The sequence below is a fragment of the Fictibacillus sp. 18YEL24 genome, assembly GCF_015903855.1.
Lineage (GTDB): Bacteria > Bacillota > Bacilli > Bacillales > Fictibacillaceae > Fictibacillus > Fictibacillus phosphorivorans_C.
The window spans coordinates 135,096-160,708 of sequence record NZ_JACZDT010000004.1; the positions used below are offsets into that span (position 1 = coordinate 135,096).

General features: G+C 38.6%; 33 protein-coding genes and 1 pseudogene. 22 read left to right on the forward strand and 12 right to left on the reverse strand.

All coding sequences use genetic code 11. The features are described 5' to 3' along the window. Positions 1–166: 166 nt before the first annotated feature. The 3 genes from HU823_RS13850 to HU823_RS13860 all read left to right on the forward strand — a co-directional run bounded on the left by HU823_RS13850 (position 167) and on the right by HU823_RS13860 (position 4,474). Positions 167–715, forward strand: coding sequence for a copper resistance CopC family protein (locus HU823_RS13850; RefSeq protein ID WP_197222453.1), 549 nt, complete (start codon positions 167–169; stop codon positions 713–715). 172 nt (positions 716–887) lie between these two features. Next, positions 888–2,651, forward strand: a complete 1,764-nt coding sequence (locus tag HU823_RS13855; RefSeq protein ID WP_197222614.1) for an ABC transporter ATP-binding protein — start codon at positions 888–890, stop codon at positions 2,649–2,651. A gap of 5 nt (positions 2,652–2,656) precedes the next feature. Then, positions 2,657–4,474 carry an ABC transporter ATP-binding protein gene (locus tag HU823_RS13860; protein WP_197222454.1) on the forward strand — a complete coding sequence of 606 codons (1,818 nt, stop codon included), beginning with the start codon at positions 2,657–2,659 and terminating at the stop codon, positions 4,472–4,474. A 38-nt stretch (positions 4,475–4,512) separates the two neighbouring features. On the opposite strand, the gene HU823_RS13865 is transcribed toward HU823_RS13860, so the two are convergent. Beyond that, positions 4,513–5,490, reverse strand: coding sequence for a metal ABC transporter solute-binding protein, Zn/Mn family (locus tag HU823_RS13865; RefSeq protein WP_197222455.1), 978 nt, complete (start codon positions 5,488–5,490; stop codon positions 4,513–4,515). A 246-nt stretch (positions 5,491–5,736) separates the two neighbouring features. Between HU823_RS13865 and HU823_RS13870 the strand changes: the two genes are divergently transcribed. The 6 genes from HU823_RS13870 to HU823_RS22320 all read left to right on the forward strand — a co-directional run bounded on the left by HU823_RS13870 (position 5,737) and on the right by HU823_RS22320 (position 8,547). Further along, positions 5,737–6,159: a CBS domain-containing protein gene (locus HU823_RS13870; RefSeq protein WP_066392775.1), complete on the forward strand. Its 423-nt coding sequence runs from the start codon at positions 5,737–5,739 to the stop codon at positions 6,157–6,159. A gap of 47 nt (positions 6,160–6,206) precedes the next feature. After that, complete coding sequence (gene crcB / locus HU823_RS13875) at positions 6,207–6,596, forward strand: fluoride efflux transporter CrcB (RefSeq protein ID WP_197222456.1); 390 nt, start codon at positions 6,207–6,209, stop codon at positions 6,594–6,596. After that, complete coding sequence (locus tag HU823_RS13880) at positions 6,593–6,937, forward strand: fluoride efflux transporter FluC (RefSeq protein ID WP_197222457.1); 345 nt, start codon at positions 6,593–6,595, stop codon at positions 6,935–6,937. Before crcB ends, HU823_RS13880 begins: the two co-directional genes overlap by 4 nt. Positions 6,938–7,186: 249 nt before the next feature. Then, entirely contained in the window at positions 7,187–7,771 is a 585-nt protein-coding gene (locus HU823_RS13885) for a DedA family protein (protein ID WP_066392783.1), read from the forward strand. 159 nt (positions 7,772–7,930) lie between these two features. Further along, the gene (locus HU823_RS13890; RefSeq protein ID WP_144701343.1) at positions 7,931–8,125 is read left to right on the forward strand and encodes a hypothetical protein; all 195 of its coding nucleotides are present in this window, start codon (positions 7,931–7,933) and stop codon (positions 8,123–8,125) included. A 140-nt stretch (positions 8,126–8,265) separates the two neighbouring features. After that, positions 8,266–8,547 carry an adhesin gene (locus tag HU823_RS22320; RefSeq protein ID WP_144701341.1) on the forward strand — a complete coding sequence of 94 codons (282 nt, stop codon included), beginning with the start codon at positions 8,266–8,268 and terminating at the stop codon, positions 8,545–8,547. Positions 8,548–8,599: 52 nt separating this feature from the next. Here the strand turns inward: HU823_RS22320 and HU823_RS13900 are convergent, their stop codons facing one another. After that, a complete protein-coding gene (locus HU823_RS13900; RefSeq protein WP_144701339.1) occupies positions 8,600–9,301 on the reverse strand; it encodes a thermonuclease family protein in 702 nt (233 codons plus the stop codon). Between the two features lie 128 nt (positions 9,302–9,429). Here HU823_RS13900 and HU823_RS13905 point away from each other — a divergent pair, with 128 nt between their 5' ends. The 3 genes and pseudogenes from HU823_RS13905 (at position 9,430) to HU823_RS13915 (ending at position 10,423) form a co-directional block, all read left to right on the forward strand. Further along, positions 9,430–9,612: a hypothetical protein gene (locus HU823_RS13905; RefSeq protein ID WP_144701336.1), complete on the forward strand. Its 183-nt coding sequence runs from the start codon at positions 9,430–9,432 to the stop codon at positions 9,610–9,612. Between the two features lie 15 nt (positions 9,613–9,627). After that, a pseudogene (locus HU823_RS13910) lies at positions 9,628–9,945 on the forward strand (redoxin domain-containing protein); the annotation flags it as partial. 115 nt (positions 9,946–10,060) lie between these two features. Continuing rightward, on the forward strand, positions 10,061–10,423 hold the full coding sequence (locus HU823_RS13915) for a cupredoxin domain-containing protein (RefSeq protein ID WP_144701332.1): 363 nt from the start codon (positions 10,061–10,063) through the stop codon (positions 10,421–10,423). Between the two features lie 34 nt (positions 10,424–10,457). On the opposite strand, the gene HU823_RS13920 is transcribed toward HU823_RS13915, so the two are convergent. The 6 genes from HU823_RS13920 to HU823_RS13945 form a co-directional block, all read right to left on the reverse strand. Then, entirely contained in the window at positions 10,458–11,180 is a 723-nt protein-coding gene (locus tag HU823_RS13920) for a hypothetical protein (RefSeq protein WP_197222458.1), read from the reverse strand. Between the two features lie 15 nt (positions 11,181–11,195). Beyond that, on the reverse strand, positions 11,196–11,480 hold the full coding sequence (locus HU823_RS13925) for a hypothetical protein (RefSeq protein ID WP_137789964.1): 285 nt from the start codon (positions 11,478–11,480) through the stop codon (positions 11,196–11,198). Positions 11,481–11,567: 87 nt separating this feature from the next. Next, the gene (locus HU823_RS13930) at positions 11,568–12,326 is read right to left on the reverse strand and encodes an IucA/IucC family C-terminal-domain containing protein (protein ID WP_197222459.1); all 759 of its coding nucleotides are present in this window, start codon (positions 12,324–12,326) and stop codon (positions 11,568–11,570) included. Beyond that, on the reverse strand, positions 12,301–13,119 hold the full coding sequence (locus HU823_RS13935; protein ID WP_197222460.1) for an ABC transporter ATP-binding protein: 819 nt from the start codon (positions 13,117–13,119) through the stop codon (positions 12,301–12,303). The genes HU823_RS13930 and HU823_RS13935 overlap by 26 nt, the downstream gene beginning before the upstream one ends. A 16-nt stretch (positions 13,120–13,135) precedes the next feature. Further along, positions 13,136–14,179: a FecCD family ABC transporter permease gene (locus HU823_RS13940; protein ID WP_197222461.1), complete on the reverse strand. Its 1,044-nt coding sequence runs from the start codon at positions 14,177–14,179 to the stop codon at positions 13,136–13,138. Further along, a complete protein-coding gene (locus HU823_RS13945; RefSeq protein ID WP_144701323.1) occupies positions 14,176–15,186 on the reverse strand; it encodes a FecCD family ABC transporter permease in 1,011 nt (336 codons plus the stop codon). Before HU823_RS13945 ends, HU823_RS13940 begins: the two co-directional genes overlap by 4 nt. A 184-nt stretch (positions 15,187–15,370) precedes the next feature. Between HU823_RS13945 and HU823_RS13950 the strand changes: the two genes are divergently transcribed. The 5 genes from HU823_RS13950 to HU823_RS13970 all read left to right on the forward strand — a co-directional run bounded on the left by HU823_RS13950 (position 15,371) and on the right by HU823_RS13970 (position 18,772). Further along, complete coding sequence (locus HU823_RS13950; RefSeq protein WP_197222462.1) at positions 15,371–16,327, forward strand: ABC transporter substrate-binding protein; 957 nt, start codon at positions 15,371–15,373, stop codon at positions 16,325–16,327. Positions 16,328–16,548: 221 nt separating this feature from the next. Further along, a complete protein-coding gene (locus HU823_RS13955; protein WP_197222463.1) occupies positions 16,549–16,971 on the forward strand; it encodes a DUF1992 domain-containing protein in 423 nt (140 codons plus the stop codon). A gap of 11 nt (positions 16,972–16,982) precedes the next feature. Next, positions 16,983–17,357, forward strand: a complete 375-nt coding sequence (locus tag HU823_RS13960) for a cupin domain-containing protein (protein ID WP_144701317.1) — start codon at positions 16,983–16,985, stop codon at positions 17,355–17,357. Between the two features lie 78 nt (positions 17,358–17,435). Continuing rightward, complete coding sequence (locus tag HU823_RS13965; RefSeq protein ID WP_197222464.1) at positions 17,436–18,371, forward strand: magnesium transporter CorA family protein; 936 nt, start codon at positions 17,436–17,438, stop codon at positions 18,369–18,371. Between the two features lie 53 nt (positions 18,372–18,424). After that, positions 18,425–18,772, forward strand: a complete 348-nt coding sequence (locus tag HU823_RS13970; protein WP_231607463.1) for a hydrolase — start codon at positions 18,425–18,427, stop codon at positions 18,770–18,772. Positions 18,773–18,794: 22 nt separating this feature from the next. Here HU823_RS13970 and HU823_RS13975 read toward each other — a convergent pair whose 3' ends face one another. Both HU823_RS13975 and HU823_RS13980 read right to left on the reverse strand, forming a co-directional pair. After that, complete coding sequence (locus tag HU823_RS13975) at positions 18,795–19,013, reverse strand: hypothetical protein (RefSeq protein WP_144701313.1); 219 nt, start codon at positions 19,011–19,013, stop codon at positions 18,795–18,797. Positions 19,014–19,059: 46 nt separating this feature from the next. Further along, entirely contained in the window at positions 19,060–19,719 is a 660-nt protein-coding gene (locus HU823_RS13980; RefSeq protein ID WP_197222616.1) for a deoxynucleoside kinase, read from the reverse strand. A gap of 359 nt (positions 19,720–20,078) precedes the next feature. On the opposite strand from HU823_RS13980, the gene HU823_RS13985 reads away from it, so the two are divergent. The 3 genes from HU823_RS13985 (at position 20,079) to HU823_RS13995 (ending at position 22,701) form a co-directional block, all read left to right on the forward strand. Continuing rightward, entirely contained in the window at positions 20,079–20,711 is a 633-nt protein-coding gene (locus tag HU823_RS13985; RefSeq protein WP_144701311.1) for a DsbA family oxidoreductase, read from the forward strand. A 373-nt stretch (positions 20,712–21,084) separates the two neighbouring features. Continuing rightward, complete coding sequence (locus tag HU823_RS13990) at positions 21,085–22,308, forward strand: MDR family MFS transporter (RefSeq protein ID WP_144701309.1); 1,224 nt, start codon at positions 21,085–21,087, stop codon at positions 22,306–22,308. Between the two features lie 18 nt (positions 22,309–22,326). Beyond that, positions 22,327–22,701 carry a VOC family protein gene (locus tag HU823_RS13995; RefSeq protein WP_144701307.1) on the forward strand — a complete coding sequence of 125 codons (375 nt, stop codon included), beginning with the start codon at positions 22,327–22,329 and terminating at the stop codon, positions 22,699–22,701. A gap of 102 nt (positions 22,702–22,803) precedes the next feature. Here the strand turns inward: HU823_RS13995 and HU823_RS14000 are convergent, their stop codons facing one another. After that, positions 22,804–23,139: a toprim domain-containing protein gene (locus HU823_RS14000; protein ID WP_186320550.1), complete on the reverse strand. Its 336-nt coding sequence runs from the start codon at positions 23,137–23,139 to the stop codon at positions 22,804–22,806. Positions 23,140–23,238: 99 nt separating this feature from the next. On the opposite strand from HU823_RS14000, the gene HU823_RS14005 reads away from it, so the two are divergent. Then, positions 23,239–24,333: a hypothetical protein gene (locus HU823_RS14005; RefSeq protein WP_144701304.1), complete on the forward strand. Its 1,095-nt coding sequence runs from the start codon at positions 23,239–23,241 to the stop codon at positions 24,331–24,333. Between the two features lie 344 nt (positions 24,334–24,677). Continuing rightward, entirely contained in the window at positions 24,678–25,085 is a 408-nt protein-coding gene (locus HU823_RS14010; RefSeq protein WP_066399872.1) for a hypothetical protein, read from the forward strand. A 28-nt stretch (positions 25,086–25,113) separates the two neighbouring features. Here HU823_RS14010 and HU823_RS14015 read toward each other — a convergent pair whose 3' ends face one another. Then, complete coding sequence (locus HU823_RS14015) at positions 25,114–25,608, reverse strand: NUDIX domain-containing protein (RefSeq protein WP_197222465.1); 495 nt, start codon at positions 25,606–25,608, stop codon at positions 25,114–25,116. Between the last annotated feature and the right edge of the window lie 5 nt (positions 25,609–25,613).

Below are 25,613 nucleotides of genomic sequence, written 5' to 3' on the forward strand. Positions count from 1 at the left end.
TTTCATAATTGAAGTGGGCATGAGCCCAGATTCCATCAAAATAGGCTGTAAATGTATGTTTGACCATGAAAGTGTCAACGATTTGTAAAGACTGGATACTTGTGAAGAACATATATTCTTTGTTTTAATGAAAGTAGAAAGAAAATACGTGACAGGGAGTCAGCATATGAATAAATTACTTTTACCCTTAGTACTATTGGTTACGATTGTATTCCAACTGCCTTTATCGGCGTCTGCTCATTCAAAACTCGAAAGTTCTACCCCTGCTGAAGGCGAGAAGGTTACAACAGATCTTGAAGCAGTGGTGTTAACGTTTTCTACAAAGATTGAGTCGTTAAGTACGATGACGTTAAAAAATGGGGACAAACAGATTCCTCTTCAGATTAGTGTAGAAGATGATCAAATGACTGGAGCGATTACCAATCCGCTTGAAAATGGAAATTATACAGTTGCATATAAAATCATTGGTGCTGATAGTCATGTGATCGAAGGGAACTACTCTTTCTCAGTAGATCGCCCTAAACAAGAAGAAGCAACAGAAGAGGGTACATTAAATAATGATGAACAAGAAAAACAAGATAACAATGAAAAGGCATTAACTGATCAAGAAGAGAAAGAAAAGCCAAATAATCCAACTTATTTTGCTCCATTAACCATTGGTTTAGTGATTGTGATTGCTATCGTGTCATTCTTCGCATTCAGAAGAAAGCGCTAAAGGAAAGCCTCGAATATATCGGGGCTTTTTTTCGTACTATAGGAAAGGTAATAAAGTGAACTATTTATTTTGTTTTTAGTAAAGATTATGAGCAAATAGATAGTTTTTTCTAACTATTCTGTTATATGATGTATATTGTCTTTTCATTTTTAGAAGGGGGAAGGTGATGGGGTTGGATACATTTAAAAGATTAAAAGATTTTTATTGGCCGTATAAAAAGTACTTTTACTGGTCGATCTTGACTTTGATACTAGTGTCTGGAATCACAGTCGTTTATCCAATGGTCTTACAATATACCATTGATGAAATCATTATAAAGGGAGAATATTCAACAGTACCATATGTTGCGATAGGTTTTATTTTGCTGATGATAATAAAAGGTGCAGCTACATACACTCATCAGTTTTATGGAGATCTTTTCGGTATTCGGTCTGTTTATGAACTTCGTGAATCTCTATATGAAAAGCTGCAGTTTCTGCCATTTGATTATTATGACAATGCAAAGACTGGAGATTTAATGTCGAGATTAACCGCAGATGTTGAAGGTTTTCGTTTTTTTCTTTCTTTCGGATTTTCACAGCTTATCAATTTTGTACTAATCATAGGTTTCAGTCTCTCCGTCATGTTCTTCTACTCGGTTCCGTTAGCACTCATCACATTGTGTATGATGCCTTTCCTCGCAATTGTCGTTTACAAGTTTGATAAAGAAGTTCATCCTGCTTTTCGTGGAATTCGTAAATCTATGGCGAATCTCAATACGAAGGTTCAAGAGAATATTAGTGGAATTAATACGGTTAAATCGCTATCACGTGAAGATTTTGAGATTAATAAGTTTGATACGTCTAATGAAGATTATAAGTCTCAGTACTTAAACACGTCTCATATTTGGGCTAAGTACTTCCCTGTTATGGAATTGATCGGAAATCTTTCGGTCGTTTTACTGCTTGCATATGGTGGTTATCTTGTTATTCAGGGGAACCTGTCAGCGGGTGAGCTCGTGGCGTTCTTTAGTCTTGTCTGGTACATCATGGGACCCATCATGAACTTAGGGTTTATCATGAACACGTTCTCACAATCTAAAGCATCAGGAGAACGACTGTTGGAAGTGTTAGACGAACCACTTGAGATGGAAGGAAAAGATCGTGAACTTGAAACGGTGCGCTTTCATGGAGAAGTGAAGTTTGAAAATGTTACACATCGTTATAAGAACGAGAAAAAGGAAGCACTCAAGGATATTTCCTTTACAGCAAAACCTGGTCAGACGATTGGATTGATCGGTGCAACGGGTTCTGGAAAAACATCCATTACTCAACTTCTATCGAGGTTTTACAACCCAGAATCAGGAACGATCGCAATAGATGGCAAACCAATTGAAGACTACTCATTACGAACCATTCGGAAAAATATCGGTACTGTTCTACAGGAATCGTTCTTGTTTTCGTCAACGATAAAAGATAATATCTCATATGGAAATCCGTATGCAGAAATGGATGACATTATTGATGCAGCGAAACGCGCTCAAGCTCATGACTTTATCATGGAACTTCCTGATGGTTACGACACGATATTAGGAGAAAGAGGACTTGGGCTATCTGGAGGACAAAAACAGAGAATCTCAATTGCTAGAGCGATTCTTATCGATCCAACAATCCTAATCCTTGATGATGCGACGAGCGCTGTAGATATGGAGACAGAATTCAGGATACAAAAGGCTTTAAAAGAAGTGATGAGTGACCGAACGACATTTATTATTGCTCACCGTATCTCTTCTTTAAAACATGCTGATGAGATACTTGTTCTCTCAAATGGGAAAGTGATCGAACGTGGTACACATGAAGAACTTATAGATAAAGAATCAGGAGCGTACCGTAAAATTTATGATATTCAGTATCAAGACAAAGATAAAGTGTTTCAAATGAACGGACAGGGGGTGTAGGGAAGATGCAGAAGAGTTCACAGACGAAGAAGACACCACGGTTTAAATATTCGTCAGAGCAAGTAATCGATAAGCCGTTCAACTGGGGTCAGATTATTCGATTGTTTCAATACATGAAACCTTATAGCAAGAACTTGTTGCCAAAAGCGATTATCGCCATGATGGTATCGACAGCAGTAAGACTTGTAGTTCCGATTTTTATAGGTGTTCTGACGTTTGATCATGCGATTAAGAACAAAGATACGAACCTGCTCGTAACATTAATCGTTGCGATTGCGGGCCTCTATCTCTTATCTTGGGGAGCTAACACATTACGGATCAAATGGATGAATTATCTCGGACAATATGTGATCTACGACATACGTCAGCATCTATTCAAGCATATACAGCGTCTGTCACATCGCTTTTTCGATCAGCGTTCTGCGGGCTCCATTCTTGTTCGCATCATTAACGACGTAAACTCGTTACAAGATTTGTTCACGAACGGTGTTATCAACGTATTAATGGATATCATCCTCCTGTTTGGTATCATCGTCATCATGTTCATCTACAGCCCAGAGCTAACACTAGCAATCATGGTGATCTTGCCGCTGATGTTCTTCATCTCTACAAGTCTTCGAAAAAAGATCAGACGCTCTTGGCAAGTGGTACGTATTAAACAAGCAAAGCTTAACTCGCATCTGAATGAAAGCATTCAAGGGATACGAGTGACTAAATCGTACACGCAGGAAAAAGAAAACATGGACTTCTTTAATGGTGTAAACAATGAAACGTATGATAGCTGGAAAACCGCGACTCAACAGAACGCATTGTTCAGGCCGTTTGTTGAAATGTCCAATGCGATTGGAACAGTGATTCTATTGTGGTTTGGTTCTTACTTGATACAAGGTGAAGCACTTGAAATAGGGGTGTTTGTTACGTTTGCTTTTTATCTTGGTATGTTTTGGGAGCCGATCTCTCGACTGGGGCAAGTTTACAATCAGCTTCTAGTAGGGATGGCATCATCTGAGAGGATCTTTGAATTTTTAGATGAAAAACCGAATGTTCATGAAAAAGAAAATGCTTATTCGTTTACAAAAATTAAAGGCGAAATTCAGTTCAAGGACGTTGAGTTCTCCTATAATGCTGATCGAAAAGCGTTAAATGGCATCGATCTAACCATTCAAGGTGGTCAGACAGTCGCACTGGTCGGCCATACAGGGTCAGGAAAGACGACGATCGCGAACTTAGTCAGCCGTTTTTATGATCCGACAGGGGGTACGGTACAGATTGATGGAAAAGATTTAAAAGACGTCAATCTTGCTAGTCTTCGTGAAAAAGTCAGTGTCGTTCTTCAAGATACTTTTATCTTTTCAGGAACGATCAAAGAGAATATTCGCTTTGGAAGACCTGATGCTTCTGACGAAGATGTTAAGAATGCAGCAAAAGCAGTCGGAGCACATGCGTTCATTGAGAGACTGTCTAATAGCTATGAAACAGAAGTAGAGGAAAGAGGAAATGTTTTATCGGTCGGTGAAAGACAGCTTCTTTCTTTCGCAAGAGCACTGCTTGCAGATCCAGATATTCTGATTCTTGATGAAGCGACCGCAAGTATCGATACAGAATCTGAACAAAAGATTCAACAAGCCCTAAAGACGCTGTTAAATGGAAGGACAGCCATCATCATTGCACATCGCCTTTCTACGATCAGAGAAGCAGATAATATCGTTGTTCTCGATCACGGTGAGATTATGGAGCAAGGAAGTCATGCAGAGCTTATGCGTGCAGAAGGCATTTATTATTACTTAGTCGTCTCTCAGTTTAAGATGCATGACGCGATTTAAAAAAACGCCTGGGAAATTTTTTCCTAGGCGTTTTTGCTTTATTGTAATGCTTTTGAAAGTGTATCAATGTTCTGGTTCATGATAGATAGGTAATCTCGGTCTTTTTTAATGTCGTCTTTCGTTAATGTCTCTAAGTTATGAAGAGTTAAAGTTTCTGCACCGACTTCTTTTTTGATCATCGCAGCTACTTTATTATTCACGTTCTCTTCAAATAAAATATAGCTAGTCTTTTCTTTTTTTGCGTTTTCAATAATCTTCTCGATCTGATGCTGACTTGGCTCATGTGATGGTGAGAGACCGCTGATCGCAATCTGTTCTAGTCCGTAACGTTCTGCCCAATAGCCATATGCGGCATGAGAAACGATGAACGAATTCTTTGGTGCGTTTTCAACTTTTGTTTTAAACGAAGAATCTAATTCTTTTAAATCGGCTATGAGTGCTTCATGGTTCTTTTTAAAGTCATCTTTCGCATCAGGGTTTAATTTTACAAGTCCGTTATAAATGTTATCTGCAATCTGCTGTGCGAGAACAGGATCAAGCCAAATATGAGGATCTAGCGAACCGTGATCATGATGTTCTTCTTCCTCATGAGCGTGTTCATCTTCATGAGCATGTTCTTCTTCAGCAGCATGATCTTCACCTTCATGCTCTGCAGATTCATGGTAGGATATTCCTTTAGCACCGTCGATAATCGGCATGTTTTCTTCTTTTAATGTATCGGCAACAGAAGATGAGAATTCATCAGACTCAAGTTTGTTGTAAACGAAAGCATCACCTTCAGTCATTTCAACCATCTTTTTGGTAGAAGGTTCATACGTGTGTGCATCAGCACCAGGAGGTATAATAGAAGATACGTCTACATGTTTGCCTCCAATTCTTTCAGTGAAATATTCTAAAGGATACATGGTCGTGTAGATCTGTAATGTACCTTCTTTTTTATCAGATGTGCTATTATTACCGCATGCTGCTGATAGAATCAGCAATATAGTTATGCTTAGTAAGCTTATTATTCGCATTTATCTTTCTCTCCTTTCAAACAATCCTTACTTATTATAAACGTAATGATTACGATTTGTAAAATGTTATTTGTTACATTTAAAGTTTTTTCAGTAGATATAAAATATATCGTCTAAAACGAATCTCTAAAGGGTAGTGATTTATAAAGCAGATAGAAGTCCTTTTTGGTATAATAAAGAAGGTGTTTTTTATCTAAGCGTTTAAATAAGCGTGAATCAGGCTTAAAAAGGAGAGCGCGTACTAACATGAATATTGCTTTTTATTTGTTGCCTAAAGATGAAGTGAAGTATTTGAACCCAGAAGCAACGATGAGACAGGCACTTGAAAAGTTATCCTACCACAAGTACACCTCTGTGCCTCTTGTCTCAGAAGAAGGCCGTTACATAGGAACGTTAACAGAAGGCGATCTTCTATGGAAACTTAGAGAAGCCTTTGACAAAGGGTATGATGAGGTATTAAAGACAAAGTTAGTGAATGTACCTCAGCGTATAAACAATATTTCTGTTTCTATCAACTCTAACATGGAAGATCTTATTACTTTGTCTACCGACCAAAATTTTATACCTGTTACAGATGATGACGGCCATTTTATTGGAATTATTAGAAGACGAGACATCATCAAGTATTGTGCAAATTTAATCTGGAATAAAGAAGTTACGAAAGATTAAGGCTGAATGTCTTAATCTTTTTGTACATACAGGAGGATTATTCCTAAATGAAGATACTTGCAGTGGCATTGGGTGGAATCGTAGGGGCATTGCTGCGTTTTTGGTGCGGTCTCTTTCTTTACAATCCAGAAGCATCTTTTCCCTTTCCTACTTTTTTTGTAAACGTAATCGGCAGTTTTCTTTTAGGCTGGTTTGTTATATATGGTGTGAAAAAAACTCAGAACAACTATCTCATACTCGCCCTGCAAACAGGTGTAATCGGTTCTTTTACAACATTTTCGACATTTAGTACAGAAATTGTTTTATTGATTGAGGAACAGCTTTATAGGACGGCATTCTTGTATTTTGCAGCCAGTGCAATTACTGGTGTTTTCGCGATATACCTTGGAATGAAATTGGGTTCCATTACACGCAGTAAAGCAGGTGCAGAACAATGATAGGACAAACGATAGCAGTAGCTGCAGGTGGAGCATTGGGTGCAGTTATACGTTTCTTAGTTAGTCAAAGCCTGAACAGGGATTTTCCATGGGGTACGTTAGCTGTTAACATCGTGGGATCGTTTCTTTTAGGGTGGTATGTAGCAGAAGAGGGAGACGATTTATTAAGTTCACTTTATGCGACCGGGTTCTTGGGAGCTCTTACCACGTTCTCCACCTTGCAATTCGAAGCTGTTACTCTATTAAAGAGTCATGCTAAAAGAGGTCTAACGTATTTGTTTCTTACATATATATTAGGATTAGTAGCAGCTTGGACTGGCTTTGTTATCGGAATAAAATGAAAGATTTTCAAAAGGCTGTTTCCTAAAAGGTTGTTGCATTAAGTATTATTTCCTTCTTTGACTTTTGATTGTAGTGGAAGATGTGAGACTCCTGCGGGACAGGCGGGCAGGTGAGACACTTATACGGAAACGTACGAATGTGGCTCACCGCCTGCCCCGCGGAAAGCGAGCATCTGTAACGGAAATCAACTACTTTCATAAGCAGCATTGAATACGTAAACAGCCAATGAAAACATAAAAGGAGACATAATGAAAGATTTAGTGATTTCTCTATTAGAATGGATTATGAGTTTAGGACACTTAGGAATCGCGCTTGGTTTGATGGTTGAAGTGATTCCGAGTGAGCTGGTGTTATCTTATGGAGGATATATGGTGTCACAGGGACACTTGAACTTCACGTTGAGTGTGATTGCCGGTACGATCGGAGGAACACTAGCACAGCTTTTCTTGTATTGGATGGGCTATTACGGTGGTCGTCCGTTTCTTGAGAAATATGGAAAGTATGTACTAATCTCTAAAAAGCAGATCGATTTATCGGAGAGATGGTTCAATAAATACGGAACAGGTGTCATCTTTTTTGCGCGATTTATTCCGGTTGTAAGACATGCGATCAGCATTCCAGCAGGGATCGCAAAAATGTCATTCGCTAAGTTTACATTGTTTACAACCTTAGCTGTTATTCCATGGTCGATTTTCTTTATTGAATTGGGTAGCCGTCTTGGCTCCAACTGGGAAGATATTAAAACAATCGCAGCTCCTTATACACGCGGTATTATGATAATAGCAGTAGTTGTCATCTTTTTGTTCATTCTTTATAAAGTGAAGAAGAAATAGTCATTATTATTCATTCGAATCTATCTGTGAAAGCCTGGTATTATGTATCAGGCTTTTTTATTATTCTTCAGACAATTAATTGCATAGACAAATTCTAACGAGGGATGTACAGAACATATATATGGCTACCGCAAATAAAACGAAAGGAGTGAAATGGAGATGGATACATTTATTAAGAGTTATCATGAAACGTATAATGCTGCAAAAGTGAATGAGTTGCTTCTGCGCATTAAAGAACACCAAGGGAAAGAAAACATCGCTGCGAAAGTGTCTGAAGCGATGGAAATCTGCGGATTCACAGCCAAAGATATCGAGCAAGTGCTGAAACAACTGCGAGGGGGGGACAGACCCTAGACAATTACATTTTCACAAACTTTGTCCTTCTCCAGTGGACAACTTTGATATACATTTCTAACTATATACTGAATTAATTATGCCCTTTCTTAGACGATGACCACACATCTGCGTTATACTTCTTGTAAGAGGTGATGGTTATGGATATAACATTAAGCGCAAAGAAATATATAGAAGAAGTGCTTGAAATGAACAACGCCAATGGAATAAGAGTTTACTTTTCAGGTATGGGCTGAGGCGGTCCTAAGCTTGGCCTGGCTCTGGATGAGCCTGAAAACTCAGACATTATTGAAGAAATCAACGGAATTCGAGTGGCTTTTGATCCAAGAATCAAAGAACAGACTTCCACATTAAAACTAGACTTTGAAGATTCTAAACATGGATCAGGTCTTGTAATGCTCGGACAGGACGACTGTTGTTAACAAATAAAACCGCAAGTGACTTCAATGATAGTCACTTGCGGTTTTATTATTGTTATTGTTTAGATTTTCTGAAACCTGAATCAACGGCTTCTCTTTCTGTGCAAAACCATTTTTCTGGTTTTGTAATTTTATAATATCGTCCACTTTCCAGGTGATAAATCTTATCTCCAGAAGAGTTAATATTTCCTTTTATCGTGCATTCTTGGTTTGTCGCTATCTCAGGTTGTGCTTCTTCATCAAATATATAACCTTCTTCTTGAACATAGTTCTCTACGCTCCAAATACCTACACCTTCTTTTTGGGCTTGTTTTTGAATACGGTCGTATTGATCGACATATTTTGTATTTGGTTCAAATACATAAGCGACACGTGCTAATCCGTGCTTTAACAGATTTTCCTGTACGCTTTGCCCATCTGCAAACACATAAGCGAGAAGGCGACCGTATTTATCTCTTTCTCCTATCCCAAGTTCTAACTCAACATTAGCATCTTTAAGTATACCTTGTGTGTATGTACTAGCTTCTTTGCTAAATGGCTGAACAGGTTTGGAAGGGTGAACGCTTTCTGGTGTATCGACGAGGAGGAAGCGAACAGTCTCAAGTTTCCCATCAACTCGTACTTTAATCGTATCTCCATCAACAACCTTTGCAACTTTTACAGGTATTCTTTTTCCATCTTCAGAGTTTAGATAGCTACACCCAGATATAAAGAGTACGGCACTAAATATAGACACTAGCCATTTAGTTTTTAACATGTAAACATCCTTCATTTTAAGTTTTATTGTATATGCTTTACCATTTACCATTATAATAAAAGATAGATCGTAGAGGTTATAGATTACCATACTTAACTGTTTTAGAGTTTTTCCGAAAGGGGATTGGCATGAAAAAGATACATAAAAATTTCAATATATGCGTAGCTATCGTTCTTATGCTTGTGGTTGCTGGATGTGGAAATGATTCAAAAATAAAAGAAGCAAAGCTAGTAAACCAAAACGGTGAACCAGTGGTTGTTTTTCCTTCTGACAAACCATCACTCATTTTTTTATTTACAACAGCTGGCTGAGGACTCTGCCAAAAGCAGCTAGTTCAGCTGAATGAAAATATTGGTGAATTTAAAGATATGGATGTAAATATTTATGCGGTAAGCTCTGATACGGTTGAGCATTTGTCTGTCCTTCATCAAGAGATGAAACCTGGATTTCCATTCTTATCAGATCCGGAATTTAAGCTTATTGATCATCTAGATATGAAAGGGGACAGTGTAGCTAAGCGTGGGTACGCACTGATCGTTAAGAAAGGAAAGGTTATCGTGACAAAGGTGAACGACCATTGGGGAGAAGAGATCGATCAAACGTCAAAACAAATCCATGAAGAATATAAAAAGTTAGAAAAATAGTCCGGCAATTATCGGACTATTTTTTTCGCATATGTTATCTGTCACAGTTTCTCCATACTAGTTGTTGTAAAATGGGGTTATAATGAAGGAAGAAAGACTCTAGGAGGGATTTTCCATGCTTAAAAAATCTTTATGGCTTGCAGCGATCGCAATTCTTGCAATTGGAATACTGGCAGCTTGCGGTGGAGGAAAAGACAAGGAAAAAAGTACAAAGAATGCGGAAGAAACGATCACAATTGAAGCTAGTAATTTTAAATTTGATAAAAAAGAGTATGAAATTCCAGCAAATAAAGACGTAGCTCTTAAACTTGAAAACGTTGATGGCAACCACGCGGTTATGATTGAGGGAGAAGACGTGAACGTAACAGGTGGTTCTTCTGATGTTGTAAATTTAAAGCCTGGTGAATATACTCTTCGATGCAGCGTTCCTTGTGGAAACGGTCATGCAGATATGGTATCAAAACTTGTTGTAAAATAAATAATAGGCCTCTAACTAATGCTAGAGGCTTTAATTATAACTTTTTAATCTGTACAAGCTCCACATTATGAGGAACTACATTTCCTGTAGACGCCCATAGATTACCTAACAATCTTGGCATCATCTGATCTGATGGAACCGATCCTTTGTGATGTAGAAAATGTTCAAAATACAAAAGATAGAGCCAAGAAGACGTAGGAAGAAGAATATTTTGAGCAAATTCGTTACTTTCCGTTATAGTTGCAAAAGAGTGAGACTCCCAGCCTGATATGAAGCGTGTGCGCTTACCGTTCAGCTTAGATTCAATGTAATGAAGAGAGTGTGCCACTTGCGGATCGTCATCACCATCAGCATGTGCCAGTCTGGATTGAAATTCTAATGAAACGGAATCCATGTCCTCTACTTCAGCTATGACATGACACAATGCTTTATCATAATGAACATGTAACGGAGTCCAATTATTTCGCTGCAGCAACTCTACAAAAGGTAGTTGTTCCATAGGAATTTCCGCATAAGGTGGCGCAAAAAGCTGCCTACCATATTTGATCTCATGAAGCGTTTTTCTTTCAAAAGAAGCACACACATACCACGTATCTTTTTCGTCCTTAATTAACCGTTCGCCAGACTCCAAGGAATATGCGGTGTACAACCCTTTTTTTGAGATTTCATAAGATGGCAATTCTTCCTCGTGCAATTCACTCAATGTTTCATCATCAGGCTGTTCGATCGCCGCCATTACAAAAGTTGTAATCCGCATGGTTATCCTACTCCTTTAGCTTTTTATTTTCTTAAAGGTATCTTTTAAATCTGTGAATCCTTCTTTAACAGCTGAAAAACTATTTTTCTTTTGGTAAATGTCATATCTTAAGTAATCTTTCTTTTCTTGAAGAAGTTGCTGCTGTGTTTTTACATCATTCATCCGAGCGGTAATGCTGTCACCAGTGCTCTTCATTTGTTGAACAGTACCCATTGATTCCTTCATAGCCTTAATTCCTGGAATTAAAATAAATAGAGCTGCAGCTGCGCATACAGCTAAGAAAATCCATAACCACATCAATACAATCGCCTCCAATCAATCTATCTATACTAAATTACCCGAAATCAATCAAGAAAAAACAAAAAACCGAGGTCAGATAGCCTCGATTTATCGCTTTGGACATGTAGAACAACAAGTCCCGTTATCTGTTTTGTAATATAGGCAGCAAGTCTTACGAGTCTTAGTAGGTCCACAGCCGACGGGGACTGTAAAACGTTGGAACGGGTTTTTTGTTAACCCAAAATGAAAAGCAGGTGCTTCCATAAAGAACGCATAATCTTCTTGGATCCTTTGCTTAACTTCTGCTGGATGCTCTTCTGTTAACCACGTTTCATATACCCAGCGTATGTAGATCCAAGCGTTCTCCCAAAGAGTTGCTTTTGAGATACGTGCAGTGCTTGCAATATGATTCAACATGACAGACATATTTTCTTTAAAAAGTGATTCAATGACAGAAGAGCGCCAATCTGCCCTGTTTTCGTCAGCGACGCGAGCAGATGCATCTTTCAGTGTGAATGATGGAAGCCACATGCTGTCTGAGTTGTGATCGATAAGATATACATTTTTTATGTTCATATCGAATGACTTATTAAGAATGGTCATTCCATATAAACAGGAAGTTAAACTGCAATACGCATAGCGCTTAAAGAATAGAGATGCAGTCACAGGGCGTTTATTCGAACCGATACGCGGTCCTGTTTGATCCAAAAACTGAAGCAGGTGCTCATCGTTCAACAGCTGTTCGGCAGAAACGACAACTTCATTCTCATATGGTGCTTGAAAGGAGAAGCGATAGTTTGAACTGATATGATTTTTTTCTTCTGCTGTCCAACCGTTTGACTTAGGCGTACTGAGGAGTATTGACATGTCGAACGACTCGCCCCTTTCCATATGGAATACACATTGGTGTGCCGAAAACTGGATCAGGAATCACGGTACTCGACATCTGGAATACATCTTCTACTAATTGTTCATTCATAATATCTTCAGGGGCACCCTCTGCGTAGACGGTTTTATCTTGAATCGCAACAATATGATGAGCATAACGGCATGCAAGATTCAAATCATGAAGCACCATAACTATTGTTCGCTTTTCTTTTTCATTTAACTCAAATAGCAGATCGAGAATCTCAATTTGATGTGTCATGTCTAAGTAGGTAGTAGGTTCATCCAATAGAATCGTCTCTGTTCCTTGAGCCAGTGTCATAGCGATCCAAGCACGCTGACGCTGACCACCTGAAAGTGAATCAACAGGTGTTTCCATATAAGGAATAAGATTTGTCGCACGAAGCGCGTTCATTACGGCTTGTTCGTCTTCTTGTGACCATTGTTGCAGCCAAGATTGATATGGAAAGCGTCCTTGCTTCACTAGTTGTAGAACAGTTAACCCTTCTGGAGCAATTGGTCCTTGCGGCAGGATCGCCAGTTCTTTTGCTACTTGTTTTGTAGACCGTTTCGCTACATCTTTACCATTTAGCAAAACATGGCCACCTTTAGGAGTTAATAGTCTTGCCATAGAGCGTAACAGGGTGGATTTTCCACAACCATTGCTTCCGATCAAGACGGTGATTTTACCTTTTGGAATCTGCAGGTTCAACTCGTCGATAATCGGTTCTTTTCCATAAGCTAAAGTTAGGTTAGAGGTTGTTAGTACAGCCATCTGTCATCCACTCCTGTTATTGGTTTTTAAATAATAGATAGATAAAGTAGGGAGCACCGATCGCCGCTGTAAAGACACCGGCAGGTACTTCTAAAGGTGAGAACAAGGTACGTCCGGCAAGGTCTGCCAAAACGACCATGATACCACCGATCAAAGCCGAAGCTGGGAGCAAGCCGCCGAACGACGAGCCTGAAATTCTTCTAGCGATATGTGGTCCGATAAGTCCAACAAACCCCATCGCTCCTGCAAATGCGACTGCTGAACCGGCTAAAGCCGTGCAGACCATCAAAAGTAAAAATCGTTCACGGTGGACGGAGATACCTGCTCCTTTTGTAAGATCATCACCAAATCCTTGGACGTTCAATCGGCGTATGAGAAGGACTAAGATAGGTAACATTCCTATAAACCAAGGCAGCAATGCTTTTACTTCGTTCCAGGATGTACCGTACACCGTTCCGGTAAGCCATATTGTGGCTTGACTCGCTCTGTAAATCGGGCCGATGAGCATCATGAGCGTAGTTAAAGCTTGTAATAAAGCCATGAGTCCGATGCCGATCAATATGAGACGTATTGGTGTTACGCCGTCTTTCCAAGCTAATACATAAATCAAGAAAGCAACAATCGTCGCGCCACCGAAAGCGAACAATGGTAAATAATTGATGCTTAATAATAGGTTGTTAGAATCATCACTGAACATCGTTAGAAAAGCGACAGCTGCAAAACCGGCTCCACCAGTTATTCCGATCATATCTGGAGAGGCTAGCGGGTTGCGGATAATACCTTGCAAGATGGCACCAGAGAGTGCAAGCGAAGCTCCTGCTATAAAAGCGACTAGTACCCTTGGAAGTCTAAACTCAAGTATGATGAGCTGGTTAATATCAATTCCTGTTCCTAATAATGCTTGAAATACATCCCACGGTGGGATATACATATCACCGACACCGATACTAATTAACATGGCAACTACTGCCGCAAGAATGAGAGCAAATATGCTAACAGTCGTTTTTTTATCAACTAAAAAAGAAAATGATTTACGCTGTAAAACCCAGTACTTTCTCATTTTTGAAATATTCCTTTTCGAACAATATATATGAAGAATGGTGTACCAATCAGAGCTGTTACAACCCCTACAGGTGCTTCTTCAGGCATGATAATATAACGTGCTCCTATATCTGCAACGACGAGCATTATACCTCCGATGATGGCAGAGTATGGCACGATCCAGCGGTGATCATTTCCTACTAAATATCTAGCAAAGTGAGGAACGACGATCCCTATGAAACTGATAGGTCCAGCTATCGCAACTGATCCTCCTGCTAATATGATAACCATGAGAGCCGCCGCTAGTTTAAACACTACTGTTTTTTGACCTAAACTGATGGCAACATCTTCACCAAGCGCAAAGGCGTTTAACTGCCTTGATAATAAGATGGATATGAGCCAAGCGATAATAAGTGCAGGTAAGACAGCTGCTAGCATAGAAAGTTTTCTTCCTTCAACTGAACCAGCGAGCCAGAATAAAACCTCATCTAGTGCTTTTTCATTGGTGACGAGCATACCTTGCGTGAGGGATGCAAAAAGTGCGGCCATAACAGCTCCTGCAAGTGTTAGTTTGACGGGTGTTAGTCCACCTTGTCCTGCGGAACCTAATGCATAAGCCAATCCTGCAGCAACTGCAGCTCCTAAAAAACCGATCCACATAAATTGCTGTATAGATGAGATCCCAAGGAAAGTAACACCAAAAACAATAAAGAATCCGGCTCCGGCATTCACACCAAAGATATCTGGAGATGCAATTGGATTTCGAGTGAGCGCTTGCATGAGGACCCCGGCAATCCCTAATGAGATTCCGACAGCCATACCTACAAGTGAACGCGGAACCCGAGAAAGTTGAATGATCAAATGTTCGTTCGAACCGTTAAAGGCTGTATACGCTTCAATGGCTTGTTTAAGTGAAGTATTGGTGTAACCGAGTACCACACTCAGCACCATAATGATGAGCGCAATCATTACGCCTAGGATAAGTCCAGCTGCTTTAATTTTATTTCCGTATAATATTCCGTTCATTAGAGCCTCTTTTAATAATGAAAGTTATTCTCATTTATCAGTTTAAAAGTAAAGTGTGTATCTGTCAATGACTTTGAAAATCATTATCATTTAGTTATTGACAACGTATTCATATCAGTTTATGATACGAATTGTAATTGATTCTCATTATCATTTACATTATAAAAAGGGGAGAGAAAATCGAATGAAGAAAATTACATACAAATGGCTTGCTTTCGCAGCTGTGTTAACGTTAATGCTTGCACTAGCAGCATGTGGAGGAAAAGATAAAGAAAAAGAAGAAAAGTCAGAAGGATCCTCTTCTTCCTATAAAGTTGAACATGCGATGGGTACAACAGAAGTTAAGGAAAACAAGCGAGTAGTTGTCTTGACAAACGAAGGTACTGAAGCAGTTCTCGCTCTTGGCGTAAAACCGGTTGGAGCCGTTAAATCTTGGTTAGGTGATCCTTGGTATGATCACATTAAGGATGACATGAAAGGCGTAGAAGTCGTAGGTGACGAGAGTACTGTAAATGTTGAGAAGATCGCAGCTTTAAAACCTGACCTAATCATTGGAAACAAGCAGCGTCAAGAAAAGCAATATGATGAACTAAATAAAATTGCGCCGACTGTTTTTGCAGAAGAACTTCGTGGTGATTGGAAGATCAACTTTGAACTATACGCAAAAGCTTTAGATAAAGAAGAAAAAGGTAAAGAAGTTCTAGCTGCATTCGACAAGCGTATTGAAGATATGAAGAAAGAGGCAGCAGATCAATTAAAAACAGAAGTTTCAGTGGTTCGTTTCTTGCCAGGAACATCTCGTATCTATCACAAAGATTCTTTCTCAGGTGTGATTCTTGATCAAATTGGATTTGCACGTCCTGGTGATCAAAACAACGATGATTTTATGGAAGAAGTTACACAAGAACGTATTCCTGATATGAATGGTGATATTTTGTTCTACTTCACTTATGAAGAAGGTGACGGAAAAGCGACTGATACAGAAAAAGAATGGACAGGCAATCCGCTTTGGAAGAACCTTGAGGTTGTAACAGCAGATAAAGCATACAAGGTAAGTGATGCAATCTGGAATACAGCAGGTGGAGTGAAAGCTGCAAACTTGATGTTAGATGATCTTGAGAAGTACTTCTTAAAAAAATAAGGGTGTAACAGAGAGGGAGCGAGCAGTCGCTTCCTTTTTTCTTCTTCAGCTGACTCCAGTTTTTACCTATAAATGAACTTGGATGAAGTTAAGCTGTAGGAAAGGCGTTCTTAATTTGTACACAATTTTGCAATAAATCTGCCATAAGTTTTCCAAGGGAAGAGGAATAATAAACATAATGTATAAGTATAGAAATAAATTTATTCCTGGAGGTTTTTGTAATGAACAAAAAACCATCGCTTGAAAAGGAACTGCAGCAACGTGAGATCTTAATGAAAGACGAGCAAACCAATGCTTGGTTTTACGAAGATCACATTACAGCCATCGTTAACCGTGCCCGTAAAGAAGGTGCATTTGATGATTTAGAAGGCTTAGGTAAGCCTCTTAACCTAGATGAAGATCTTACTTATAATCCCGAGAAGCGTCTTCATAAAGTAATGAAAGATAATAACATTCTCCCGAGTTGGGTGAAACTTGGTCAAGAGATAGACGTACTAAAAGAGGAGCTAAAAACGTATACCGTAGAATTCAACATCAAAAAGACCGTAGAGACCATTAACCAAAAAGTCTTTCAGTATAACTTAACTTGTCCACCTAGTGCACAAAGGATGAAGATAAACCTGGAGGACGTTTTGAATAAATAATTGGAGGGTGTATGGCAAAGAAAAGTACATTAAATGCAGAACATTATCAATGGGGAGATGCATGTGATGGCTGGCACCTTCTAAAGCAAGAGAACCTAAGCATCATACAAGAAAGAATGCCCCCACAAACAGCTGAGGTAAGACATTATCATGTGTTTTCCCATCAATTTTTCTTTGTTTTAAACGGAGAACTGTTGATCGAAAAAGATGGTGAAGAAATTATCCTTAGCGCCCATCAAGGATTAGATATTCCTGCAGGGACAACCCATCAAGTTCGAAACGAATCGAGTTTGCCTGTTGAGTTTCTTTTAACTTCTCATCCACCTGCACAAGGAGATAGAGTAGTTGTGAAAAAAGTAAAAAGTATTAGTACAGTGACCCTTTAAACATAAAGGGTTATTTTTTTGTCATGTGAACCTGAACTTATGGGAAAGATAGAGAAAAAACGGCCAGGAGTTCATGAGATGTTAATGTATAAAGAGGTTACGAATCAAACCGAACGAATTGAACACTTTGACATGCCAAAAGAGAACGAAACCATCTGGATGTTTTATCAATCTCTTAAAGAAATGAATCAAGACAATATATTAGAGCAGCTAGATCTTCACCCTTTAGCTAAGAATGCTTTTATGAATTTTTCTGAACATCCACAACTTAATGTTTATAGCAATCATGCTGTTGTTTCAACGTTTTATTTGGGATCTGAAAATTATGAACCGATTAGGATTAACCTTCTAATCGGTGATAAGTATTTGATTGTTATGAGTGAACACGAAATTTCCTTTAGGGAACAGCTAGTAAAAGATTTCACGAACAATCCTGAACACATGAAACATGTTAGCTATATGCTGTACTATCTGATGAAGGATATCGTTAATTCCTATCTAGAAGTTGTTGATCAGCTTTCAGATGAGTTTTTAGAGCTCGAAAAGAGTGTGTTTATTGATCCACAAAAACGTGAGATCGGACGGGACGTGTATCGTTGGAAGACCCGCTTACACAAGCTTAGACAATATGTTGAAGCAGAAGAGGGCATCATACAGAAAATGGGTCATGATGACTTTGAATACGCAAATGAAGAATCAGGTTTTTATTTTAAAGATCTGCTATCCTCCTTCTCGAGAGTAACAACTGCTTTTGACAGTTTTAAAGAAAATTTAAAAGGAATTTTAGATCTGCAAATGTCTTTAAAGTCCGATCACATGAATAGAATCATGAAAACGTTGACGCTCGTTAGTGCTGTTTTTATTCCCCTTACATTTATCGCAGGCCTTTATGGCATGAACTTTGAATACATACCTGAACTTAAATGGCACTATGGGTATTTTTACGTTTTAACTCTTTGTTTCGTTTTGCCTGTTGTAATCATGAGCTATTTTAAGAAGAAAAAATGGTGGTGACTACATAAAAACGTATGAGCTGAGGAAAATAAAGAAAAAGGAGGACGTGAAGAATGGAAAAAAGACCGTATTACATTAATGTGGAAACCGGCGAGATTCTTCCCATCAAAACGGCTTCAACGTTTCAGTTTGAAATATCTGCCTCTGATGAAGATGTAAGGCATCTTGAAAGGAAGTTCAGTGAATTAGACAGTACAGCAAATGATACTTTTGTAAGATCACACTTACCATACGTTCCTTATTCAAACGACTCAGATAATGACAGATATGATGAGAAACTAAGAGAAGCCTATCAGATGATTCATGACCTTGGTCAAGAGGAAACACGTCGCTTTATCGAAAGTATGAGTTTTTGGAATCCAGAGAAACCTCAAGATTTAGAAAAAAGACCAAAAGACTAAATGTCTTTTGGTCTTTACGTTGTTAATAAATAAAATAAGCAATGTAGATGATGAGGCCAATTACGATAGTAAAGCCGGCTAGTGCAATAAAAACGGGATTCAACAATGCAGTATGTCTCGAGACGGCAGGGTTTACCTCATCTTCTGTATACACTTTTTGTTTCTTTGCAATTTTCATCGTCCACCAGAGACCTATAGCGGCTACAAGGACAGATAACAAAATAAAGAACATTGTAAACAATATGTTCACTCCTTAAACCTTGTTTGTCCTAGTAGTGTTTGTGGTTTTAGCGGCTTTCATGCATAAGAAATGAAGGTTGCTTTAATGATTCAAGACGTGTCAGTTCATTCGTTACAAGTGTAAGGATTTTATCCTGATCTTCTTTACTAAATATGTTATATTGATCACTTTCAATAATCAATACAGGGGTTTTATCATAGGCCAAGATCCAATCTTTATATTTAGCATGAAGGGTTTTGTAGTATGCCAGTAGTTCAGGATTCTCTTCTACTTGCTCATATGAGCGACCTCTTTGTTGAATACGGCTTAATGCTGTCTCAAAATCACTATCCAAATAGACAAGCAAATCAGGACGTGACTTTGGAGTTTTGTCGATTTCGTTCATCATCGTTTCAAGTAAGTCTTTATATGTGTCAAATTCAAGCTGTGTCATGTTTCCTGAATCAAAGTTCAGTTCTGCAAAGATTAGATCTTCGTAGAGGCTTCGATCCAGAACATTGTCTGGACTTGTACGAGCTTCACGAATCGTCTTAAAACGTGTGTTTAAGAAATATATTTGAAGCGGGAAAGCCCATCGCTTCGGGTTTTTGTAATAATCGGGTAAAATAGGATTGTCAACGACACTTTCATAAAAGATAGTGCTTCCTAGCTGCTCGCTCAAGAATTCAGCATATGTAGACTTACCTGTACCGATCATACCTGCCATTAAAATCACGGTATATCCTCCTAAAATGGTGCTTCATAGGCACTGTAGCCAGTGATGCGACTTGTGTAGATCATATGTATTCATAAGTTTTAAAATATCAATATATGGTATGTAAGCGATAAAGCCTTTCTAAATATATCATGTAATACAAAAGGTGAACAGAGGTTGTTTTTATTAATCATTTTGTAATACTGGAAACTCTGAACAACACCATTACTTGATTTTAAAGAAATGGGAGTTTTGCCGGTATAGTGATAAGTCTTATTGCTTGAACATATATTGCGGTGGAAATATCATAAGCGTCACAAGTGAAAACAATAAAACATAGAACTGAAGTTGTAATAAAGGGGATATTAAACATGACCATACAAATAAAAGTTTATTCTGATTTTGTTTGTCCATATTGTTACTTAGCAGAAACGCCATTATTAAAAGCAACCGAAGATAAGGATGTTGAGATTGAGTGGATGCCATACGAACTCAGACCATTTCCACAGAAAACATTACGTCCTGAAGAAGATTATTTACAAAGATCGTGGCAAGAGTCTGTTCAGCCTCTATCAAAGAAAATGGGTGTTGATATGATATTGCCAGAAGTATCTCCTCAACCTCATACTTTCTTTGCTCATGAAGGATTATTGTTTGCTAAAAGGCACAACAAGGAAAGAGAATATGCTCATCTTGTTTTTAAATCTTTTTATCAAAACGGAAAAGATATCGGAAAGATTGATGTACTTCAAAACATTGCTGAAGAAATAGGCCTCGACGGCAAGTCCTTTCAACATGCATTGGAATCTCGTGAATTTAAGCAAGAAAGAGAGAGGATTCAGAAAGAAGCCACAGAAGACCTTAATATTTCAGCAGTCCCTACTATTATTATCGGTGAGAGAGTATTGAAGGGGCTGCATCCTCAAGCTAATATCGAACGTGCATTAAGAGGCGCTATTAGGGATGCGAAATTTGAATTTTGTGATGGCGACGAATGTGAATAAAAGTAAAAATGATGAAAAAAGAGCGCTTAGAAGGTCGTCCTTCTTAGCGCTCTTTTTCGTTCTTAACAATGAAAAAAGGGGGTTGTTGATAGGGATGTCTATAATATAGCAAGGTCTCATTAAAAATGGACGAATATGTGATTTTTTTGATAAACGTTATCACTTTGTGACAAAGTCGCGCTGACGGACTAAAGGGCAATTGTTTAAAATGAAAAAAGCCCTAAATTAGGGGAGGGCTTTTTTCGGGAAAGGGGGGTACACCTATATAAGACGAAGGAAAAATGGAAAAGTTTCAAAATTTGTAAAAATTCTTTTTCTAGTCAATTAAAAAATGATAGAGTAAGTAACAGAATAGAAGAGAGAAGGAATGGGGATGAGAGATTTTCTTAAAAAGTGGCATCCAGCAGTCATCGTAATTGTTGCTGGAACATTGTTTACGCGAGCGGCATTTTTTATGACTATGCCATTCTTAGCCATTTATTTGTACAATGAAAAAGGGATCGATCCAGCCATGGTTGGATTGATAATTGGAGTAAGTGCTCTAACGGGTACGTTCGGTGGTTTCTTTGGGGGCTATCTATCTGATCGGATAGGGAGGCTTCCTGTGATGACAGTTGCTATCTTCATTTGGAGTGCCGTGTTTGTTGGATTTGCTGTAGCAGACCTCGTATGGCATTTCTTTGTGTTAAACATGTTAAACGGACTGTGCCGTTCTTGGTTTGAACCCATTTCTAGAGCATTGCTTGCAGATGTAACGACAAAAGAAAACCGGCTTCATGTTTTCAATGCTCGATATTTTGCAATAAATGTTGGTGCTGCAGTTGGTCCGGTTATAGGAACGCAGCTAGGTACATCAAATTCAACTCAAGCTTTTTACATTACTGCGATCGCTTATCTCTTATATGCATTATTAATTGTATTTACATTAAAAGGGTACTCCAAAGAGTTAAAGGGTGGGGAAGAGAGAAAGTTCTCAATTAAGTCTGCCATTAGTGTGCTTTCAAGAGACAGAGTGCTTGCTTTTTTTCTGATCGGAAATACAATTGTTATGATGGCACAGTCACAAATGGATACAACTCTAGCGCAATATATAGGGAATTCACCTCAGTTCGAGAATGGGGTTAAGCTTTTTGCGTACCTTGTTGTTACAAATGCAATAACTGTCCTGTTACTTCAGTTTCCAGTCACAAACTATGTAAGGCGATTTCAGCCGATGAATGCACTTCGTTTTGGGAGTTTTGCTTTCAGTCTTGCATTGCTTGGATTTGGACTATCAACGAATTGGGTTTTTCTTGTCATAAGTATGGTGTTTTTAACAGTAGGAGAAATTATTGTGTTCGTTATGAGTGATGTGCTTTTAGATGATTTAGCGCCTGAGCATATGAGAGGTACATATTTTGGAGCGATGTCGTTTCGATCGATCGGTTTCAGTGCGGGGCCGTGGATTGGCGGCTTACTTTTAAGTACGTTTGGCTTTGAACATGGATTTTATGTGTTTGGCATTCTAACGCTTATCTCATTACTGTCCTTGCCATTCTTTCAATACGGAGAAGGTATCCGCAAAACGCTCCTAAAACAACAATCTGCTTCAACTTAAGAAAGGGGAAAGATCAGCATGATTACTGGAATTGAACATACTGGAATTATGGTTTCTAACATGGAGAACTCTATCAAATTTTATACCGAGGTACTCGGTTTAGATCTATTAGATCGTTTCGATCATACAAGCGTACCCGTTGAGTTGGCATTCTTAGGGGTAGAAGGAAAAGTTCTTGTTGAGTTGATTGCGGGATATACAGGGCCAGTTACGAATGAGGGGAAGGTCCACCACATTGCGTTTTCTGTAAAGAATATTGAAGAGCAATATGAGTTGTTGCAGAAAAAAGACGTAGTCATGAAAGATAAAGAAATCACAGAGCTTCCAAACGGAAAATACTTCTTCTTTTACGGACCAGATGAAGAATCACTTGAATTTTTTGAGAGTAAATAGAAATGAAGACTGCATGAGTTGCAGTCTTTTTTTATTTCTTTGTAAAGAGTCATTATAGGGAGAAGGTGATAAGACAGCAGTAAAGAAGTCTATGAATGAGAATTAGATTCCTGGCAGTGTCTCTTTTAAATATTGGTTTGAACAGTATTCTACTCCATACTTGTAGCGACTTTCTCTAACATTTCTAGCTTTCTCCGGATCAATATGAATTCGTTTGATCTCAGGATATGTTTCCATGATCTTTAAAGCGATCTTGTCACCAGGCTCATCTGGATCAGTTAATACATAAACTTCATTACAAAGAATTAATGCTTCTTCAATCGCTCTTCGTTCTTTATGCCGAAATGAAATCCCATTTAAAATGACAAAATGGGCGTGAGGATGAACACTTTGTACTCTCAGTTGATCACTTTTGCCTTCAACAATGTATCCGGTCATAGCGCCTCCTGTAAAACTAAGATTCATTAACATTTTATGGAGGGCATATCGATAATAGTACGACTTCTAAAAAATTATTGGACAAAGGGAGTGTAAACTGTGAAGAAGCTAATTATCCTTGTAAGAACTTGTTCTCTTAGCTTCTTTTCCCTTATTAGTATTTATGGATTGTATTTGTTGTTAGGTGATATTGAAGGGTTACTGATCGGGGTGTCCATTCTTCTTGTATGCTTTTCCTTATTTAGCATGCGATTCATTAGATTTGTTATAGAGAGAAAAGAAACGCTTGTAATGAAAAGGATACAGCCAAACCTCATGGTTATTACTCTTACAGCATTCTCTACAGCTATATTATCTGTAGGCAATTATGCGCTCGAAACCTCTTTGCCACACTCTTTATCTCCTAGAGTAAAAAATCAATTTTATTTGGAAGCGATGTTAGTAGAAAAGGATAGGATTTTTGAAAGAGTATCCTTTTTAAAAACGCTAGAAAATATGAATGAGAAAAAAGCTTTTGTTTTCTATGAACCTCAAGACGAGGAATTAGCAGTTTCTGCGATTCGTCACATCCGTAAAATGCAGTTTTATCACAATGAATGGATTGATGTTCATGATGCCCTTCCTGTAACCCTCATCCTCTATCGGAACCCTTTAATCTTTCAGCAACATCTGCCGTTTCACTCGTATGAAAACTTGCAAGCATTATACGTACCTGCTCAAGAAACCATCCATCTGCTTGTTACTAACGACATGGATGAGAATTCTGATCTATTTCTAGAGTTGGTCGGACATGAATATACACATCATTGGATTATTAGTTATTTGTCAGAAAATAAACTGGATAATAGGCATCTACCTAGATGGTTTGAAGAGGGGCTTGCAGAATATGCTGGGAAACAGAGTGTAAGAGAGGTGCCGATCTTTGTACCTCTAAACTTCATTCCCTTCACAAGGCTTCACTCCGTAAAGGATTGGACATATCAAAATCGGAGAAAATCTAGTCACCGTCCATACAGACAAAGCTATTATGCCATTGATCAATTAGTAAGGGACGGGAATCGATCTAAAATTAAATCCTTATTGCTTAATAAACAGAAGAATTTTTACCGCTTGTTTGAAGAAGAGACAGGTGAATCCCTGATCGAGTTTGAGGTGCGTTTTTTAAGAGAAGAGTTTATGAATTTAAAGCGCTGATCTGATGCTCAATTGTTTATAGAAGTAAACGTGTAATCAAGCAAAAAGAACTCCTCACGTAAGGAGTTCTTTATTATTATCTGCTTTTTAATTTTCTTTTAATGATAGGCAATAACCTCTTTTTACCTTGTTTGATTAAAAAAGCAACAGCCATTCCTTTGATACCCTTTTTAATACGTCCCATTTTCATCCTCCTATAAAAATCATAGTTGTTTCAAGTAATATACCCGAAATCAGCATGAAGCAATCCTTTTATAGTTATACGGGTTACTTGTCTATACGTTTCATCACGATATGAATAAGATGAACCGAATACAATTTTATAGGAGTTGAACGTATTGAGCATGTATAGAAGTTTTCCACCTTTTCCGGGTCAAGGCGGCGGTCAAGGCGGAGGGCAAGGTTTTGGCCCACCAGGTGGCCCTCCAGGCGGACCTCCAGGAGGCGGTGGTGGCGGTGGAATGGCGCCAACATCAGCACCTCCATCATTTACACCATCCCAAGCGCAAGGTTTTAGTTTGCAAGGTGGAGGTGGCGGAGGAAGTCAGCCAGGAGTCTATGCTGTTGATCCAGGCGCGATCAGACCTTGTTTGTACCAATATGTCTATATCTGGCCAACATGGGGACCAGGATTCTGGGCATGGCTTACTTTTGCAGGTAGAAGATCGGTTGCAGGATTTCGCTGGACCGGCAATAGATGGATCTATTTTGGTATGGATACACGCCAGATCAGTTCCTTTTATTGTTACTAGAAACAGCCGCCCTTGTGCGGTTGTTTTTTTAAGTTATAGGATATAGTGGTTTCTTTTGTACTCGCCATGTTTCATATATTTTCATTTCAGACGGAATGCGTTTGGTCAAAGCATATTGCGCTGCTTCCCATACAAGAGGAGAGCACCAATCCTTCTTTAGATCACTAATAGGAATCCACCTTGCTCCGCTAGAATCTTGATCTGGGATATCAGCTATAGCCGATTGGGAATGAATGTCTATCCTGCAATCAAAGAAAACCGCTGAATGTTGTGACCGGGTCCATTCCTTATAGTTCCAAGGAAGTTCATAACAGCGTTCACCTAGTTTCATACCTTTTATCACCATATAGCCAGTCTCTTCTAGAACTTCACGAATGACCGTTTCGTATTCAGATTCACCATCGTTTGGTGTGCCTCCAGGAAGATCCAAGCGATTTTTATAAGGACCACCGTTCTTTTCGATAACGAGCAGTTCCCTAGATTCGTTCAAACAAATACAATAGATTCCTCTGTGTTTATGCATCTAAT